This window comes from Rhizobium sp. BK491 (assembly GCF_014194925.1).
Lineage (GTDB): Bacteria > Pseudomonadota > Alphaproteobacteria > Rhizobiales > Rhizobiaceae > Rhizobium.
This window is the reverse complement of the sequence record NZ_JACIAR010000001.1, coordinates 554,833-571,139: the sequence shown is the minus strand read 5'-3', so window position 1 is coordinate 571,139 and position 16,307 is coordinate 554,833. Positions and strand designations below refer to the sequence as shown.

15 protein-coding genes are annotated in these 16,307 nt (G+C 58.4%); 6 read left to right on the top strand and 9 right to left on the bottom strand.

Annotation, left to right across the window (positions count from 1 at the left end; genetic code table 11):
* Positions 1-83 precede the first annotated feature (83 nt).
* On the top strand, positions 84-1,097 hold the full coding sequence (dusA, locus tag FHX05_RS02865; RefSeq protein ID WP_183870610.1) for a tRNA dihydrouridine(20/20a) synthase DusA: 1,014 nt from the start codon (positions 84-86) through the stop codon (positions 1,095-1,097).
* Positions 1,098-1,240: 143 nt separating this feature from the next.
* Here dusA and FHX05_RS02860 read toward each other — a convergent pair whose 3' ends face one another.
* A complete protein-coding gene (locus FHX05_RS02860) occupies positions 1,241-1,453 on the bottom strand; it encodes a cold-shock protein (protein WP_004109325.1) in 213 nt (70 codons plus the stop codon).
* Positions 1,454-1,926: 473 nt separating this feature from the next.
* Here FHX05_RS02860 and FHX05_RS02855 point away from each other — a divergent pair, with 473 nt between their 5' ends.
* Together FHX05_RS02855 and FHX05_RS02850 are read left to right on the top strand one after the other, a co-directional pair.
* A complete protein-coding gene (locus tag FHX05_RS02855; protein WP_183870609.1) occupies positions 1,927-3,435 on the top strand; it encodes an anti-phage dCTP deaminase in 1,509 nt (502 codons plus the stop codon).
* A gap of 1 nt (position 3,436) precedes the next feature.
* Complete coding sequence (locus tag FHX05_RS02850; RefSeq protein WP_183870608.1) at positions 3,437-3,616, top strand: hypothetical protein; 180 nt, start codon at positions 3,437-3,439, stop codon at positions 3,614-3,616.
* A 97-nt stretch (positions 3,617-3,713) separates the two neighbouring features.
* On the opposite strand, the gene FHX05_RS02845 is transcribed toward FHX05_RS02850, so the two are convergent.
* From FHX05_RS02845 to uvrB, 3 genes are all read right to left on the bottom strand, one after another.
* Positions 3,714-4,772, bottom strand: coding sequence for an adenylate/guanylate cyclase domain-containing protein (locus tag FHX05_RS02845; RefSeq protein WP_183870607.1), 1,059 nt, complete (start codon positions 4,770-4,772; stop codon positions 3,714-3,716).
* Positions 4,773-4,930: 158 nt separating this feature from the next.
* Positions 4,931-5,386 carry an SRPBCC family protein gene (locus FHX05_RS02840; RefSeq protein ID WP_113230657.1) on the bottom strand — a complete coding sequence of 152 codons (456 nt, stop codon included), beginning with the start codon at positions 5,384-5,386 and terminating at the stop codon, positions 4,931-4,933.
* Positions 5,387-5,586: 200 nt separating this feature from the next.
* Positions 5,587-8,376, bottom strand: coding sequence for an excinuclease ABC subunit UvrB (gene uvrB / locus FHX05_RS02835; protein WP_112606214.1), 2,790 nt, complete (start codon positions 8,374-8,376; stop codon positions 5,587-5,589).
* Between the two features lie 283 nt (positions 8,377-8,659).
* On the opposite strand from uvrB, the gene FHX05_RS02830 reads away from it, so the two are divergent.
* Positions 8,660-9,910 carry an MFS transporter gene (locus FHX05_RS02830; RefSeq protein ID WP_183870606.1) on the top strand — a complete coding sequence of 417 codons (1,251 nt, stop codon included), beginning with the start codon at positions 8,660-8,662 and terminating at the stop codon, positions 9,908-9,910.
* 52 nt (positions 9,911-9,962) lie between these two features.
* Here the strand turns inward: FHX05_RS02830 and FHX05_RS02825 are convergent, their stop codons facing one another.
* The 5 genes from FHX05_RS02825 to FHX05_RS02805 all read right to left on the bottom strand — a co-directional run bounded on the left by FHX05_RS02825 (position 9,963) and on the right by FHX05_RS02805 (position 14,498).
* Positions 9,963-10,478, bottom strand: a complete 516-nt coding sequence (locus tag FHX05_RS02825) for a hypothetical protein (protein WP_112334645.1) — start codon at positions 10,476-10,478, stop codon at positions 9,963-9,965.
* Positions 10,479-10,675: 197 nt separating this feature from the next.
* On the bottom strand, positions 10,676-11,743 hold the full coding sequence (locus FHX05_RS02820; protein WP_183870605.1) for an SEL1-like repeat protein: 1,068 nt from the start codon (positions 11,741-11,743) through the stop codon (positions 10,676-10,678).
* Between the two features lie 55 nt (positions 11,744-11,798).
* Positions 11,799-13,382: a tetratricopeptide repeat protein gene (locus tag FHX05_RS02815; RefSeq protein WP_183870604.1), complete on the bottom strand. Its 1,584-nt coding sequence runs from the start codon at positions 13,380-13,382 to the stop codon at positions 11,799-11,801.
* Between the two features lie 131 nt (positions 13,383-13,513).
* Positions 13,514-14,104 (bottom strand): hypothetical protein, encoded by a 591-nt coding sequence (locus FHX05_RS02810; protein WP_112334648.1) that lies wholly within the window; start codon positions 14,102-14,104, stop codon positions 13,514-13,516.
* A 4-nt stretch (positions 14,105-14,108) separates the two neighbouring features.
* A complete protein-coding gene (locus FHX05_RS02805; protein ID WP_112334649.1) occupies positions 14,109-14,498 on the bottom strand; it encodes an acyl-CoA thioesterase in 390 nt (129 codons plus the stop codon).
* A gap of 238 nt (positions 14,499-14,736) precedes the next feature.
* On the opposite strand from FHX05_RS02805, the gene FHX05_RS02800 reads away from it, so the two are divergent.
* Positions 14,737-15,930: an extensin family protein gene (locus FHX05_RS02800; protein ID WP_112334650.1), complete on the top strand. Its 1,194-nt coding sequence runs from the start codon at positions 14,737-14,739 to the stop codon at positions 15,928-15,930.
* A gap of 106 nt (positions 15,931-16,036) precedes the next feature.
* Positions 16,037-16,291 (top strand): hypothetical protein, encoded by a 255-nt coding sequence (locus FHX05_RS02795; RefSeq protein ID WP_112606231.1) that lies wholly within the window; start codon positions 16,037-16,039, stop codon positions 16,289-16,291.
* Positions 16,292-16,307: the final 16 nt, after the last annotated feature.

Genomic DNA, 16,307 nt, shown 5'->3' with positions numbered 1-16,307 from the left:
GGCAAACTAGCATCATTGTGACTGCCACGAAAACTGGCCTTTTTGAGGGATTTGGTGTAGAGCGCGGATCAGAAAGGTTTCCCATGTATAGCGACGCGCTGAAAACTGGCCGCAAGATCTTTGCGGTTGCCCCGATGATCGACTGGACGGATCGCCATTGCAGATACTTGCATCGGCAGATGAGCCGGCATGCATTGCTCTATACCGAGATGGTGGTGGCCGATGCGATCATTCACGGGCCGCGCGACCGGTTGCTGGGGCATGATGCTGCCGAACATCCTGTCGCGCTGCAGCTCGGCGGTTCCGATCCGGCCAAGCTTGCCGAGGCTTTGCGGATTGCTGAGGCGTATCATTATGACGAGATCAATCTCAATGTCGGCTGCCCGTCCGATCGCGTGCAGTCAGGCACCTTCGGCGCCTGCCTGATGCTGACGCCGGAGACGGTCGCATCCTGCATTGCGGCGATGAAGGCGGTTTCGAAGGCGCCTGTCACCGTGAAATGTCGGATCGGCGTCGATGAGCAGGAGCCGGAAGAGGCCTTGCCGGAGCTGATGACGCGCGTGCTCGATGCCGGCGCCGATGCAATCTGGATCCATGCCCGCAAGGCTTGGCTGAAGGGCCTGTCGCCGAAAGAGAATCGCGAAATACCGCCGCTTGATTATGACATCGTCTATCGCATGAAGCAGCGCTGGCCCGATGTGTTCATCGGCATCAATGGCGGCATTCAGACGCTGGATCAAGCCGAGGCGCATTCGGCTCACGTTGACGGCGTCATGCTCGGTCGCGCCGCCTATCAGAATGCTGCGATCCTTGCCGATGTCGACCATCGCTTCTTTGGCGAACCGGCTACCGAGGCCGACTGGAACGGACTGCGCGACCGGATGATGGAGTATGTGGAGCGCCACATCGCCAACGGTGGCCGCCTGCAGCATGTCGCGCGGCACATGGTCGGCCTCTTTACCGGCTTGCCGGGCTCGCGCCGCTATCGCCAGATCCTGTCCACCGACGCCAATAAGCCGGGGGCTGGGCCGGAGGTGATTGCGGCCGCCTTCGCGGCAGTGGACTTTGCCGGCGAGGGTGAACCGGTTAGCGCTTGAGGGGGCCTATCTCACCCGCCAAGGGCGAGATAGGACTCGAACCCGTTGCAAACCTCATCCAGCAAACGAAAAAAGATCAAACGAAAAACGGCGCGGTTTGCACCGCGCCGTCCGAAAACCTTATTCAGGCAGTCACCCGGGGCTTAGTTAGCCTGGATGTTGACAGCCTTCGGGCCCTTGCCCATGCGATCCGGCTCGGTGTCGAAGGTGACCTGCTGGCCTTCGCGCAGCGACTGGATGCCGGAAGCCTGAAGAGCGGAGATGTGGACGAAAACGTCCTTCGCGCCGCCGTCAGGAGTGATGAAACCAAAACCCTTGTCCTGGTTGAAGAATTTTACGGTGCCCTTGGTGGCCATGGGGGATAGTCCTTTACCCATCAGTCTTAGTTTATCCGGATGAACCCGGACGGCTTTGCTTCCGCAACATGCGAAAGCCAGTCGAGAAGTTCACGTACGGGGAAAGAACGTCTGCGCGGGTCAGAAGACCCAACCGCTGCCTGCCGCAAGCGGATCACCAAATCAGTCCAGTCACCGGCATGCAAATGCCCGAGCATGCATATGGGTGACAGGGTTTGTGGAAAAAGGCAAGGGGCAATATCGGGGCAGGGTGGGAAACGGGTAGGATAGGGTGGGGAATTTCAAGGGGTTGGGTCGCTGAACGCGGGGCTAAAAAATAGCTACAGAGTAGCCCAAATAGAGACGGCTATATTGCCAAAAATACGGAGAATACGCGATTATCCGAAGAGTCTTTTCAACTTACGCTTTAAATGCTTGCTAAGTTTAAGAATATTGGGTTCTTTAGCCGGAAATGAATCGTTCTTGGTGATGTGATGGCAGCCTCCCCAGATAAGAAATACTCTGCAAATGAAATTCAAGTCGAGCAGTCTATAGAGGATGAGCAAGAAAAGCCGTTGAGTCTAGATCAGCGGAGAACGCAGGAGCTTGTCTTTGCCATGGTTGCGCCGATTGGATCAGGGGCATCGACTGTTGCAAATTTAATTAAAAAGAAAATAGAAGAAAACTTTTCTTATAAAGCTAATATAATAAAGATTAGTGAGATAATAAATAGTCATGCTGAAAGTGTCGGTGCGATTAAAGTTGATGCAAATGACTCTCATAGGGTTGAAAAGCTTCAAGATATTGGCAACCGACTTAGGGGGAGGCACTCAAATGATGTTCTTGGAATCCTGAGTATAGATCAAATATATAAGACCCGAAATGATAGCGAAAGCGGCGAGGATAGACGATATTGCACGATAATAGATTCCTTAAAAAATCCGGAAGAGGTTGCCGTTCTTAGGAAGGTTTACGGAGATTTATTCTGGCTAGTCGGTGTTTTTTCACCAGAGGAAAAAAGAATATCTCGGTTGGAAAGTAATGTGGCTAGTTCTGCTTATCTATCAAAAATCAAAGATGCTGATTATGATGAAGGTTTGGATTCCGGACAATCAGTTCGTAAAACGATGAATTACGCGGATATCTTCTTTCGCAACGACGAAGATAACACTGACAACGTCGGTATCGCCGTAGATAGGTTTTTAAACTTGATTTTTGGAGTTGGCGTCCAAACGCCTACCCGTGATGAGTACGCAATGCAGGCCGCGTCGGGCATCTCATTAAATTCGGCTTGTCTCTCCAGACAAGTTGGCGCTGTAATTGTCTCGAAAACCGGTGAAATAATTGGCCAAGGTGCTAACGACGTGCCAAAATTCGGCGGAGGGACATATAATATAGATGACGGATCTGGAGATAATAGATGTTATAAGTGGAAAGCATGTCAGTGTTGGAATGATTTTCATAAAAATAAGCTATTTGATCAAATTAATGCAAAAGTAGGTAATTCTGTTAACGCAATTGATCTTAGGCAAAGTTTAAGAAATACGGATGTTAAAAATCTAATAGAATTCTCGCGGGCAGTTCATGCTGAGATGGAAGCAATTATTTCGGTTGCCAGATTAGGTAAGGGCGGAATTGTCGGATCGAAGCTGTTTACGACAACTTTTCCGTGCCATAATTGCGCTAGGCACATTGTAGCGAGTGGCATTGATACAGTCGTCTACATTGAGCCCTATCCTAAAAGTTTAGCATTGACGTTGCACTCAGATGCTATAACTACCAACACCAATGAGAGTGGCAAGGTCGCTTTTTTGCAATACGCTGGTGTCTCACCTTCAAGTTTTTCGCGGGTTTTTGGCGCCAAGCAAGAACGTAAAGAATCAGGTAAGCTAAAAGAGGTTATACCTAAGACTGCTAGGCCGCTTGCGTCGCCGCCTTTGGACTCCCTCGTAACTCGTGAGCAGTTGGTTTTGCATCCGGTATTGGAAAAGGAGGGGATATGAGATGAAGAAAGAACAACAGCTTTCGATGTTGTTGCCGATTACCAACGAGCGTGGGTACAGAGAACGCTCTCCTACAAAAGAAAATAATTTGGAGAAGCCAACTGCAGCAGCGGATAAGAGACATCTCCAAATTAAGCAGTCTCTGAAAAATAAAGGCCTCCTAAAATCTAATCATAGTTGACTACCTGGGGTTTTTTTGAAAGAGGTTGTATTGTAAGCGGTACTGGAGATCTTGTAATGCTTACAGTAGACTCTAGGGGCGCAAATCGCTTTTAGAGTCACGCATTTACGAGCGTAAACACCGCACAGGGCTCGGCAATCCCCCGTAGCTCATAACTTCCCAAGGACAGCAGCGGCATCGCCGTCTCGGATGCGACCGATCCGGAAACGAGAATATTGCGTCCGAGCGGCTTGCAGAGGCCCTCCAGCCGGCTGACGAGGTTGACCGCGGGGCCGATCGCGGTAAAGTCCAGCCGATCGGCAGCGCCGATGTTGCCCCAGAGCATGTCGCCGAAATGCAGCGCGACGCCAAAGGGGAGCAGCGGCAGGCCTTGGCTTGTCCGCGTCGCGTCGAGATGCGCCATGCCGGCGCGTATGGCGGTGGCGGCGCGCAAGGCCGCCTCGCAGGCTTCCTTCGGTGTCCCGCTCACGGGGAATATTGCCAGCACGCCATCGCCCATGAATTTCAGCACTTCGCCGCCGAAGGCATGCACGGCGCCGGCGACGCGGTCGAACCAGGCATCGAGCGCCGCGATCACGACGCTTGGTTCAGTCGCTTCGGAAAGGGCGGTGAAATCCCGCAGATCGGCGCAGAGCAGGGCCGCGCGGATGGTCTCGCCGCTGTTGCGGCTGAGCGCGCCCGCTTGCACGCGCGCTGCACTTCTGCGGCCGAGATAGGCTTCGAGCAGGGTGGATAGAGTGGCGCGTGCAACCAATCCCGCCAAGGGGGCTGCGGCAAATCGGGCGATCTCGCGCAGGTTTTCCGCTTCGGAGGTGCTGAACGGCCGGATGCTTGCCCAGGCAAGCACGGAATTGCCGGGCGCGATCCCGATCGTTTCCTCGCATATCGGGCCGAGATCACCGAGCCAATCGCGGCCGGCCTGTCCGAGCGCCGTGCCGGCGAAGCCGAGAGCTTCGGTCACCGCTCCGGTCTCGGCGCGCCAGAGCCACGTATGCTGCGTGATGATCGGATGCGGCGCGGCGAGCGTCAGCGCGCCGCCGGCAAGCGGGAGGCCGGCGGCCAATAGATGTCCGCCCAGATCGGCCAGGAAGCGTTCGGGGCTGGGCGAGGTGCCGGCTTCGTCGACCAGCCAGGCGAGGGGAGCGGGCAAATCCATGCGGCGATCATGCCATGACGCTTGCCGGCTGTCATCCGTGCCCGTGTGGCCATGCCAACGACATTTGAAAGCAAAATGCCATAAGCAATGGCTGTCGCGGGGCAGTGCTATCGCGGCCATCGAGCATCTGGCCCGATGGCGGCGCGCTCAAAATTCCATCAGCTCCTGCCGTCGTGGCCGCGCATAGGGTCCGGACCGGGATCGCGTCCGGCAGCCACCGCTGCCATGCGGTCGAGATAATGCGCCCAACCCTTTGCGTGCGCTTCGCATTGTTCGACGGTCGGCAGGCCGGTATGGGTGAGGCGCACCAGCGTCCCGTCGGGTTGCTCGATCAGGTCGATCTCCACAAGGCTCGATCCGGGAGGCACCTCCTCGCTGCCTTCCCAGCCGAAGCTATAGGCGAGGCGATGAACCGGAACGACTTCGCGGAAAGTGCCGCGCGCGGCACGGGCGCCGGTGACGTTGACGAGATAGATGCCGCCAGGCTCCGGCTCCGTCCGGGCCTCCGTGCCCATCCAGCGCAGGATCTTTTCTGGATCGGTCAGCAGTGCGAATATTGCGGCAGGCGGCGCTGAGACATGGGTCTCGCGACGGACGATCAAAGGCTCGGACATCGGTCTTTCTCCCCAGCTTGCTATCGCTTCCCACCGGCCCGGTACGCGCTCAAGCGCCTTCCGTCTCCTCGTGAGCCTTCTCATATGATGCCATGTAGCAGTTGCAGCCTCGTCAGCAAGGCATTGCTCCACGCTCGCAGGCCTCAGCCTTCATAAAATCGGCAGCACCCGGCGGCAGATATCCGACAATCGCGGTCGCCTTATCGCCCGGGCCGTCCCGTTTTGCCCTTTGTCCGCCCCTTGCGCTGCTTCTCGTCCACCGGGTCCTCATAGGAGCCGACGCCCGGCTTTGCCCGGGTGATTGGCTTGTCCGGCACTCTGCCTGTGACAGGCTTTTCGGTGCGGCCGACAGTCATCTCGTCCAATGTATTCTTGCGGAAGAGCGGCGTGCCGGCATCGCTGCCCGGTCCCATTTCGTCGAGGCTCGGCTTGGCGAAATAGGAGCGGGAGGTATCTGGCGCTGGCGGTGCACGTTTGCTCGATGAAGAACCGCGGCTTTCGAGGCTCTTCGCTTCCTCGCGGGCGAGCGGATCGTCCATGGCGGCGAGTTCGACGGCCTTGAGGCGCTTGATCTCGTCGCGCAGCCGTGCCGCCTTTTCGAAGTCCAGGTCGGCAGCGGCATCACGCATGGATTTCTCCAGCGCGTTGAGGTGGGCCTGCAGATTGTTACCGACGAGGTGGCCGCCATCGGCAAAGCCCTTGCCGGAGGCGCCACCGATATCGGCGCGGACATGGTCCTTCTCGTAGACGCTGTCGAGGATATCGGAAATCTTAGCCTTGACCGATTCCGGCGTGATGCCGTGTTCCTTGTTGTAGGCCATCTGCTTTTCGCGGCGGCGGCTGGTCTCGTCCATCGCCCGCTGCATCGAGCCGGTAATGGTATCGGCATAAAGGATGACCTTGCCGTCGACGTTACGCGCGGCACGGCCGATCGTCTGGATAAGCGACGTTTCCGAGCGCAGGAAGCCTTCCTTGTCGGCATCGAGGATGGCGACGAAGCCACATTCCGGAATGTCGAGACCCTCGCGCAGCAGGTTGATGCCGACGAGTACGTCGAAAGCGCCCAAGCGAAGATCGCGAATGATCTCGATGCGTTCCAGCGTGTCGATGTCCGAGTGCATGTAGCGCACGCGCACGCCCTGTTCATGCAGATATTCCGTCAGGTCCTCGGCCATGCGCTTGGTGAGCACGGTGCAGAGCGTGCGATAGCCCTTGGCGGCGGTTTCGCGGATTTCGCCGAGCACGTCGTCGACTTGGGTGCGGGCAGAGCGCACTTCGACAGGCGGGTCGATGAGGCCGGTCGGGCGAATGACCTGTTCCGCAAAGACACCGCCGGATTGCTCCATTTCCCAACTGCCCGGCGTTGCCGAAACCGCGATCGTATCCGGGCGCATGGCGTCCCATTCCTCGAAGCGCAGCGGCCGGTTGTCCATGCAGGAGGGCAGACGGAAACCGTATTCGGCGAGCGTCGCCTTGCGCCGGAAGTCGCCTCGGTACATGCCGCCGATCTGGCTGACCGAGACGTGGCTTTCGTCGATAAACAGCAAGGCATTGTCAGGGATATATTCGAACAAAGTCGGCGGCGGTTCACCGGGATTTCGGCCAGTCAGATAGCGCGAATAATTCTCGATGCCGGCGCAGGAGCCGGTGGCTTCGAGCATCTCGATATCGTAGCGCGTGCGCTGTTCCAGGCGCTGCGCCTCGAGCAGGCGTCCGGCCTTTTCCAGCTCGGCCAGCCGGATTTTCAGCTCTTCCTTGATCGCCTTGATGGCGCCGTTCAGCGTCGGGCGCGGCGTAACATAGTGCGAATTGGCGTAGATCTTCACCGATTTCAGGTCGCCGGTCTTCTGGCCGGTCAGCGGATCGAATTCGGTGATGGCGTCGATCTCATCGCCGAACATGGAGATGCGCCATGCGGCATCCTCCAAGTGGGCCGGGAAGATTTCGATCGTATCGCCGCGAACGCGGAAGGAGCCGCGGATGAAATCCATGTCGCGGCGCTTGTATTGCTGCGCCACGAGGTCTGCGAGAAGCTGACGCTGGTCCAACCGGTCGCCGACATTCATCTGGAACGTCATCGCGGTATAGGTTTCGACCGAGCCGATACCGTAGATGCACGAAACCGATGCGACGATGATGCAATCGTCGCGTTCCAGCAGCGAGCGCGTTGCCGAGTGGCGCATGCGGTCGATCTGCTCGTTGATCGAACTTTCCTTCTCGATGAAGGTGTCCGAACGCGGCACATAGGCTTCCGGCTGATAATAGTCGTAGTAGGAGACGAAGTACTCGACCGCGTTGTCCGGGAAGAAATTCTTGAACTCGGAATAGAGCTGTGCCGCCAGCGTCTTGTTCGGCGCCAGGATGACGGCGGGGCGTTGTGTCGCCTCGATCACCTTGGCCATGGTGAAGGTCTTGCCTGAACCGGTGACGCCGAGCAGAACCTGACTGCGCTCGCCATTCTCCAATCCCTCGACAAGATCGCGGATCGCCGTCGGCTGGTCGCCTGCGGGCTGATACTCCGAATCCATGCGGATCCGGATGCCGCCTTCGGATTTCGCCGGCCGGGCAGGGCGGTGCGGCGTCCAGAGCTTGCCGTCCTTGAAGAGAGGATTACCGCTTTCGATTAGCTTCGATAGCGCCTCGACGGTGGCTGTAACGCCTTCGCGCGAAATCTTGTCGGCGTCTTCAAGCGCGATATCGAGACCGGCCACCGGGTTGAGACCGGCAGCGGCACGCGTTTTCGGATCGGTCGATCCACCCATCGATGTGCCGCGTCCTGATTTGGATGCAGCTATTTCCACTTTCTTGCGGTGCTTGCCGGCCTTCGAAGCGATCTCGCGCTGGGTTTCGACGCCGGACGCTTCCGCATCGGCTTCGAGCTGCTTCACCCAATCGGCAACGCTGCCGCTGAGCGGCGCGCCTTCAAACGGTGCCTGCGGCGCCTCTTCGAAACCGGTCGGGGCGGGGGATTTTTTCGATGATTTGGCCATGAGGCGAATATGGCGACAGATCGCGCAGATGTGAAGAGGTAAAGGGTACAAAAGGGAAACAAAGTGGCGGATTTTTCCATTCGCCGGAGATGTCAAATATGTTACAACCCACGGGCGGCCAATGCGTTATCGCTGATCCAAAGTCCGCATAGCGCGCTCCTCGCAGGCGCCAAGGGAGGAACCAGCCGCAACGTCGACATGCCCGGCCAATGCCGGGTTTCCCCAGCTTCGACGGCATCCGGTATTGCCCGCCTCGCCGCCGCCATCCGGTCGGAGGATCATGATGACCGCATTGGATAGTTTACGTTCCCTGTCCCCCCAGCAGCGAAACACCGTGATCGCAGCCTATCTGGGCTGGACATTGGACGCTTTCGATTTCTTCATTTTGGTTTTCGTTCTCAAGCATATAGCCGAAGAATTTCACACAGACGTTCCGGCGGTTGCCGTGGCGATCTTTCTTACCCTCGCCATGCGGCCGCTCGGCGCGCTGATCTTCGGGCTCGCGGCGGATCGGTTCGGGCGGCGCACCACCCTGATGGTCGACGTGCTGCTTTATTCCGTCTTCGAATTCCTGACCGGCTTTTCGACCGGCTTGACGATGTTTCTCGTCCTGCGTGCGCTTTTCGGCGTCGCCATGGGCGGGGAATGGGGCGTGGGCGCGTCGCTCGTCATGGAGACGATACCGGAGGATTCCCGCGGTCTGGTATCGGGTATCCTGCAGGCCGGTTACCCCTCGGGCTATCTGATCGCCTCGATCGTCTTCTTCCTGCTGTTTCCGATCATCGGCTGGCGCGGCATGTTCTTCGTCGGTGCGGTCCCCGCGCTGCTGGTGCTCTATATCAGGCGTAACGTGGAGGAATCTCCGGCCTTCCTGCAGCGGCAGGCCAAGCCGCAACGGCCGTTTCTCACCGTGCTGCGCGAGAATATCCCGCTCTTCCTGTGGGCCGTGCTTCTCATGACCGCGTTCAATTTCTTCAGCCACGGCACCCAGGATCTTTATCCGACCTTCCTCGAAACCCAGCGGCAATATGATTCCTATACGGTCGGCGCCATCGCCATCGTCTACAATATCGGTGCGATTGTCGGCGGCCTGACCTTCGGCTCTTTGTCGCAGCGCTGGGGCAGGCGGCGGACGATCGTCATCGCGGCACTTCTGGCCATACCCGTCGCCCCGCTCTGGGTCTGGGGCCACGGACCTGTGATGCTCGCGATCGGCGCCTTCCTGATGCAGCTGTTCGTGCAGGGCGCCTGGGGCATCGTCCCCGTGCATCTCAACGAATTGTCGCCGGATGAAGTGCGCGGCACGTTCCCCGGATTTGCCTATCAGCTCGGCAATCTGCTGGCTTCGGGCAATGCCTCGATCCAGGCGGGATTGGCCAAGCAATGGGGCGGCGACTATGCGCTGGCGCTGTTGATCGTCGCCTGCATCGTGGCCGTCGTCGTAGCGTTGTTTGCCGGCTTTGGCTTCGAGAAGAAGGGTGTTCGGTTCGGCAGCAAAGACGCAGGGCAAGCCGATAGTGTCATGCAAACTTGAACGGTTTGTCGTCATTCCATCTCAAGGGCCGGCGATCCTTACCGGCCCTTCTTCACTTTCCGCAGATTTCCGAGATCTTGGCCTGGGCAAAGCCGCGGGCAAGTTCCTGCAAGCCTCCGACCGAGGATATCAGCTCGCCGATCGGGCCATTGATGCCGAGATGCAGGTCGGTGATGTGGCATGCGCCGACATCGACGGTCATCGAGGCATCGAGTTCCCCCTTGATCGTCGTCTTCAATACGCCATGCGATTTGCAGGCCATCTCTGCATGGGCATTGATCTGGACGCCACCGTTCGGACCGTCGCAGACATCGAGCGATTTCACCTCGAACTTGTCTTTGTGATCGACACCCGGGAGCTTCTTGCACGGATCGGCCTCATTCACCGATTTTTCGATCTCGGGGCCGAACTTGCTCTGCAGCAGCGACCAGCACGAACCGGGCGCAGCCTCCGCCGGCATAGCCGCCATCGGAAGCGGAGAGAGCGGCAGCACGATCGCCACCGTCAACGAAGCCATGCGAAGCGGCGGCAGAAGTGAGACGGGGAACATGGGATATTTCAGGTTCACGACGATCTATCCTCTCAAGGGAAGAAGCAGCAAATCAGGCGCGGCGCCGCGACAGTCTTCCATCTCTTCCTTTGCCAAGGCAATCCCCGACTTGATGATGACCGTCCGATAGGTATCCGCATGCTTTGCCGCGCTCCACCGGGAGCAGGGCAATGATCGACAGGCCATGAAGGTTTACCGGTCGGCCCGTAAAGCGCTCAAATCGGAATAGTCTGTCCACCGGAGGGAGCTTCCGGCGGCTCCGTGTCTCCGTCGTAACCCAAATGCTTCGCCTTGCGGAACCATTCTGCTGCCTTGCCCGCGTCCGCAGCGACGCCATCGCCGTCGCGGTACATCATAGCGAGATTGTAGGCCGCGCCGGCATAGCGATGTTCCGCCGCCCTTTCGAACCAGTAGACGGCTCGATGGCCGTTCTTGGTAACGCCTTCGCCATCGCGGAACATGACGCCGAGATTGTATTCGGCCTCGACATCGTTCTGCGCTGCAGCTTTCAGGAACCATGCGATCGCCTCGGCCTGATCCTGCCTGATCCCATCGCCATCGGCATACATGGCCCCGATATTGAACTGCGCACTGGCATCGCCTTGGTCGGCCGCCTTCTTGAACCAGGAGAAGGCGGCAGCGCTGTCCTTGGCGACGCCTTCGCCGTCGCGATACATAATGCCGAGATTGTATTGTGCCTCGACTTTTCCCTGTTCGGCCGCCTTGCGATACCAGATGACGGCCTTGGTCTTGTCCTTGCCCGTGCCATCGCCCTGGTCGTACATGGTGCCGACATTGAATTGCGCATCGGCGTCGCCCTGTTCGGCGGCCTTGCTGTACCAGGCAAACGCCTGCGGCTTGTCCTGGGCTACGCCTTGGCCCGTGTCGTAGACGACGCCGAGATTGTATTGCGCGTTGAGGTATCCTTGTGCCGCAGCCTTCTTGTACCAGGCTATGGCCTGGCTCTTGTCGGCGGTAACGCCTTCGCCCTGATCGTACATGGTGCCGACGTTGAATTGCGCTTCGGCATTGCCCTGATCGGCGGCCTTCTTGTACCAGCTGAGGGCGAGCGTCAGGTTCTTTTCGACGCCATTGCCCTCCTCATACATTCGTCCGAGTTTCAGCTGTGCGGCGGGATTGCCCTTGTTCGCCAGGGGTCGCCAGTAATCCAGGCCGGATTTGATGTCGCCGCGATCGTAGCTGTTTCGTCCGACATCGGCTTGTGCGACTCCCGCGGACGCCAGCGCGAAGAGCAAACCTGCTGCCGCTTTCTTCCAGTTCACAATCTACCCCTCAGTCGAAATCCGTTGAATTAACATGGCGAGCGCTTCGCAACCGCTAAGGCACGAGCACCATCAGCAAATGGAACAAGAGCCAGCCCGTGCTGACGCCCGAGTCTTTTTTATCGGCGGCCCCTTGTCCCAGCGGTCCGAGATCCTTGATCGGGCCGTCGCCATTGGCTTCCATGTAGCTGAGCCCGTGTTGCGCTTCCGGCAATCCCTTGGCCGCCGCCTTGTTGAACCAGTCGGCAGCGGTCTTGGAGTCCTTTGGCACGCCATAGCCGTTATAATACAGATATCCAAGACCGTATTCCGCCCGAGCATTGCCCTGATCGGCGGCTTTGCGAAGCAGAGCGGCCGTTTGGCCATAGTCCTTGGGAACACCCGCGCCCTGATAATAAAGGTAGGCGAGGGCATATTCGCCCTGTGAATTGTTCTGGTCGGCCGCCTGGCGATACCAATTTGCGGCGGCCGATTTGTCAGCCGTTGTCCCCTGACCGTTTTCATACATATAACCGAGCGCGTATTGGGCGTCAGCGTGACCCTGGCTTGCAGCCTTCTGGTACCAGTCAAAGGCTTTGCCATAGTCCCTGCCAACGCCGCGGCCGCCGGCATACATGTAGGCGAGGGCATATTGACCCTGTGCATCGCCTTGTTCGGCGGCCTTGCGATACCATCTCACCGCGCTGTCATCGTCAGTCTTCACGCCCTGGCCGTTGGCGTAGAGGTAGCCGATAGCATATTGCGCATCGGGGCGGCCCTGATCGGCAGCTTTGCGATACCATTGCAGCGCCTGCCTGTAGTCTCGGGCCACGCCTATCCCGTTCGCAAGACTGTAACCAACGGCGTATTGGGCGTCGGCGCGGCCCTTTATCGCCGCCTTCATACACCAGGAATAGGCTTCGGCATCGTTCCGTGTGACACCCTTGCCGTTGGCATAGGCATAGCCGACTGCATACAGACCCTGCGCAACTCCTTGATTGCCGGCCTTTTTGTACCAGGCGACAGCCTGTTCCTGGTCTTCTTCGGCGCCTTGACCGTTGTCGTACATGTAGCCGATTGCGTATTGGGCGTCGGGTCGACCTTGGTCAGCCGCCTTGCGATACCAGCCGAGTGCGATCGCCTCGTCCTGATGCACCCCGAGACCATTGGCATACATGTAGCCGAGCGCATATTGCGCCTGCGCCTGTCCCCGGGCGGCGGATTTCTGGTACCAGGTGACGGCGTTTTCATTATCGACAGCCATGCCGCGGCCATTGGCATAGGAATAGCCGATGGCATATTGGGCATCGGCATTGCCGTTTTGCGCCGCCCTTAAATACCAGTCGTTTGCCTGCTTCAGATCGGTATCGACGCCGCGGCCGCTGGCATACATGTAGGCGAGTGCATATTGGGCCTGCGCATTGCCTTGCTCGGCCGATTTCCGATACCAATCGACGGCCTGAGCGTCATCCTGTTCCACGCCCTGACCGTTGGCGTAGCGATAGCCGAGACCATATTGAGCGGCCGGATTTCCCTGTTTTGCGAATTCCACCCAGTATTTCAGGTCGATCGTCGTATTGGCGGGTCCTGGGGCTGGGTCCTCGGCATGAGCAAGCCAGGGCAGCGAAAGAGCGAGCGCCAATCCCAATGCATAGCTCATTGTCCTCAAGGCTTCAGTCTCCCACCTGCGTCGCAGACCGTAATCGATCTGAACAATATGGCGATGTCTTGGTCAAGGATCGCAGGAACCCAAATGGCGGTGGATATAATGCCCGCTGGCGGATGCGATCGCTATACCGGAAGCACGTCGTAGAGGCGGAAGATCCATGTGATCTGATAGATCAGCCCGACAATCACGAATGCCGCCTGGAAGCGCCGGTTCGCGGTGATCGAGGCGATGATGCAAAGGATGATATAGACGACATTGCGTATTGGATATTCCCAGCCGAGCGACCGGAAATAGGCTTCCCCCTTCAGCAATGTGTCGATGAGGTCTACCGCGTAGGTCACCGCGAGCAGGCCGAAGAACCAATGGCGGCGGGATATGAAATATTCCTCGAAGCCGCCATAATCCTCGACCGACGGCGGATTGAGCAATACGCATAGGAAATAGAAGAGGCAGCAGAAGCAGATGAGAAAGAGGTAGACGCCGAAATTGATCTGCGCAACCGATTGCAGCCGGTACTCCCACCACCAGAAATGGATGATGAACAGGAACATGGACAATACCCAGCCGATATGGACGGGGTAGATCTTGTTCTTGCCCGGCGCCTGCACGAAACCGGCAAGCCGGGTCAGAAGCTGAGCCAGCGAAAGGCCGATCACCATGCTCATGACCGTTCTGATATAGACGTAGACTTCCGGTGTGTGCGCGGAATCCATCGCGTCAGCTCTCCTCCGGTACGGCCTTCGGCAAGCCGTTTTCATCGAGCGCGACCATGATGAAGGTCGCAGCCGTGACTTTCTCCAGGCTGTTATAACGGGCCCGGTGCGCCCATGCTTCTACGCTCAGGGTGATCGAGGTGCGGCCGACGCGTTCGACATCGGTGAAGACGCTCAGCGTATCGCCGATCTTGACCGGCAGTTCGAAGGCCATCTCCTTGACCGCTGCCGTGACGACGCGGCCGCGCGCCCGCTCGGCAGCGCGGATACCGCTTGCCAAGTCCATCTGCGCCATGACCCAGCCGCCGAAAATATCGCCGGCAGGATTGGCGTCGGCGGGCATGGCAAGCGTGCGCAATGTCAGCTCGCCTCTCGGTTTGACGCTGTCATTCATTCATCTGCTCCTGTTGACGGTCGATTCCGATAATCAGCCTATGCAATCCTGCCTCGATGGAAAAGCCATACCCGCATTTCCATGGAGGACTCCTGTGGGTGTTTTGCTTCAAGCCACTATGCGGTGACGTGGCGCCTGTGTGAAACACCGAGATCACCCTGCGGTAAGCTTTCGTTCACCCTTCCCATTTAGGATTTGTAATCATTGCCGACCGTGGCTGGGGCAGCGGATCAGGATTATGACCATTTTACCCATTCTACGGCGGGTCGCGCTGCCATTGCTATTGTCGTCGGCGCTGGTCGCCTGTACGGCCGACAGCCTCGTGCCGCCGTCCGGCATAGACAGTTCCTCGCGTGTCGGATCCATCAAGCCGCATCGCAGTGTGCCGCAACGCCAATTTGCCTACCAAGGGGTACAAGATCCCGTCGTTTCCGCATCGAGCAGTTACAAGAGTGGCGGTCCCGTTCGCTCCAACGGCACTGGCGAGGCCGTGACCACCACGGATGTCGAAGCCGGCTTAGCACAGCAGTCGGATATCCCCTCTCAGGGCGTCAACATGGATGCCGAACTTGGCGTCGGGCCGAGCGAAGAGGCGCAATCAGCCTCGGTGGTGGGATTGGCGCAGGAAGAGCAGCAGAACATTGCGGAAGGTCAATCCGACCAGCCCGTGGTCGATGGCATCGGCACCGATGCGCCGGTACAGACCAACCGGTCGATTATTCAGCGGCCGGCGGCACAGGCCGAACTCAACCAGTCACGGATACCGAGGCAGCTGCCGGGAACGCAGGTTGCGATGCTGCCGCGTGTCGAAAATCCGATACCGCGCCTCGATCAGCAGTTTGAAGCGCCGCAATCGACGCCGGGCATGATGCCGCCTTCTGAAATCGCCTGCCGTCGGGAATTGCAGCGCATGGGCGTGGTTTATACCGACAAGCCGGCGATCTCGAACGGCCCGGCATGTCAGGTTCCCTATCCGGTTTCGCTCAGCGGCCTCTCAGGCAATATAGCGGTGCGGCCCGCCGTCACGTTGAATTGCCAAGTGACGCTCGCCTTCGCAAAATGGGTGAAGAACGAACTGGCGCCGGCGGCGCGCACCCGCTATTGGACGGGCATCGGCACGATCGTGCCGCTCGGTGGTTATTCCTGCCGGCGGATGAACAATAGCCGGCAACGCTATAATCCGATGTCGGAACATGCCCATGGCAACGCGATCGATGTTGGTACCTTTATCCTGAAGAATGGCCATGTGATCGACGTACGGAAGAAGGGCTTGTTTTCCTTCCGGGAAGGGCGGTTGCTCAAGGCGGTACGTAGCGACAGCTGCCGCTATTTCGATACGGTGCTCGGCCCAGGCAGCAATCCGGAGCACTGGAACCACTTCCATTTCGACCTCAGGGACCGTCAAGGTGGCCGGCGCTATTGCAGCCTTTGATTGGCCTTTTGCCGGGACAGCATCCACCCTTGCCAAACGGGAAAGCTGATTTACCTTTCGGCGGAATCGCGCTCAACTGCGCGAGCTAAATGGCAGGGAGGGGTTCATGGAAGACATACCGAGACGAAAGAGAAGCCTGGGAAGGGCGCTCGTTGCCGCACTGATTGCCATCATTATCGTCATTGGCGGCCGCTGGTATGCTTATGTCGCCTATGCCGATGATCCTTTCGATGAAGTCGGCATCGGTCTCAACTCCATGATGCCTGGACCCATTCGCGACAAGGGTTGTGCGATGCTGAAGGCTCGCTTCGAGCATAAGACGCTGCCGCCGGCGGGTTGCGGCGTAAACGGCAATTGGTAGGTTCTTCCCGATCGTA

What these genes read in the sequence shown, in the direction of transcription:
- dusA (WP_183870610.1), top strand. Translation starts at nt 84, where the DNA reads ATGTATAGCGACGCGCTGAAAACTGGCCGCAAGATCTTTGCGGTTGCC.
- FHX05_RS02800 (WP_112334650.1), top strand. Translation starts at nt 14,737, where the DNA reads ATGACCATTTTACCCATTCTACGGCGGGTCGCGCTGCCATTGCTATTG.
- FHX05_RS02805 (WP_112334649.1), bottom strand. Translation starts at nt 14,498, where the DNA reads ATGAATGACAGCGTCAAACCGAGAGGCGAGCTGACATTGCGCACGCTT.
- FHX05_RS02850 (WP_183870608.1), top strand. Translation starts at nt 3,437, where the DNA reads ATGAAGAAAGAACAACAGCTTTCGATGTTGTTGCCGATTACCAACGAG.
- FHX05_RS02810 (WP_112334648.1), bottom strand. Translation starts at nt 14,104, where the DNA reads ATGGATTCCGCGCACACACCGGAAGTCTACGTCTATATCAGAACGGTC.
- FHX05_RS02795 (WP_112606231.1), top strand. Translation starts at nt 16,037, where the DNA reads ATGGAAGACATACCGAGACGAAAGAGAAGCCTGGGAAGGGCGCTCGTT.
- FHX05_RS02855 (WP_183870609.1), top strand. Translation starts at nt 1,927, where the DNA reads ATGGCAGCCTCCCCAGATAAGAAATACTCTGCAAATGAAATTCAAGTC.
- FHX05_RS02845 (WP_183870607.1), bottom strand. Translation starts at nt 4,772, where the DNA reads ATGGATTTGCCCGCTCCCCTCGCCTGGCTGGTCGACGAAGCCGGCACC.
- FHX05_RS02860 (WP_004109325.1), bottom strand. Translation starts at nt 1,453, where the DNA reads ATGGCCACCAAGGGCACCGTAAAATTCTTCAACCAGGACAAGGGTTTT.
- FHX05_RS02815 (WP_183870604.1), bottom strand. Translation starts at nt 13,382, where the DNA reads ATGAGCTATGCATTGGGATTGGCGCTCGCTCTTTCGCTGCCCTGGCTT.
- uvrB (WP_112606214.1), bottom strand. Translation starts at nt 8,376, where the DNA reads ATGGCCAAATCATCGAAAAAATCCCCCGCCCCGACCGGTTTCGAAGAG.
- FHX05_RS02840 (WP_113230657.1), bottom strand. Translation starts at nt 5,386, where the DNA reads ATGTCCGAGCCTTTGATCGTCCGTCGCGAGACCCATGTCTCAGCGCCG.
- FHX05_RS02830 (WP_183870606.1), top strand. Translation starts at nt 8,660, where the DNA reads ATGACCGCATTGGATAGTTTACGTTCCCTGTCCCCCCAGCAGCGAAAC.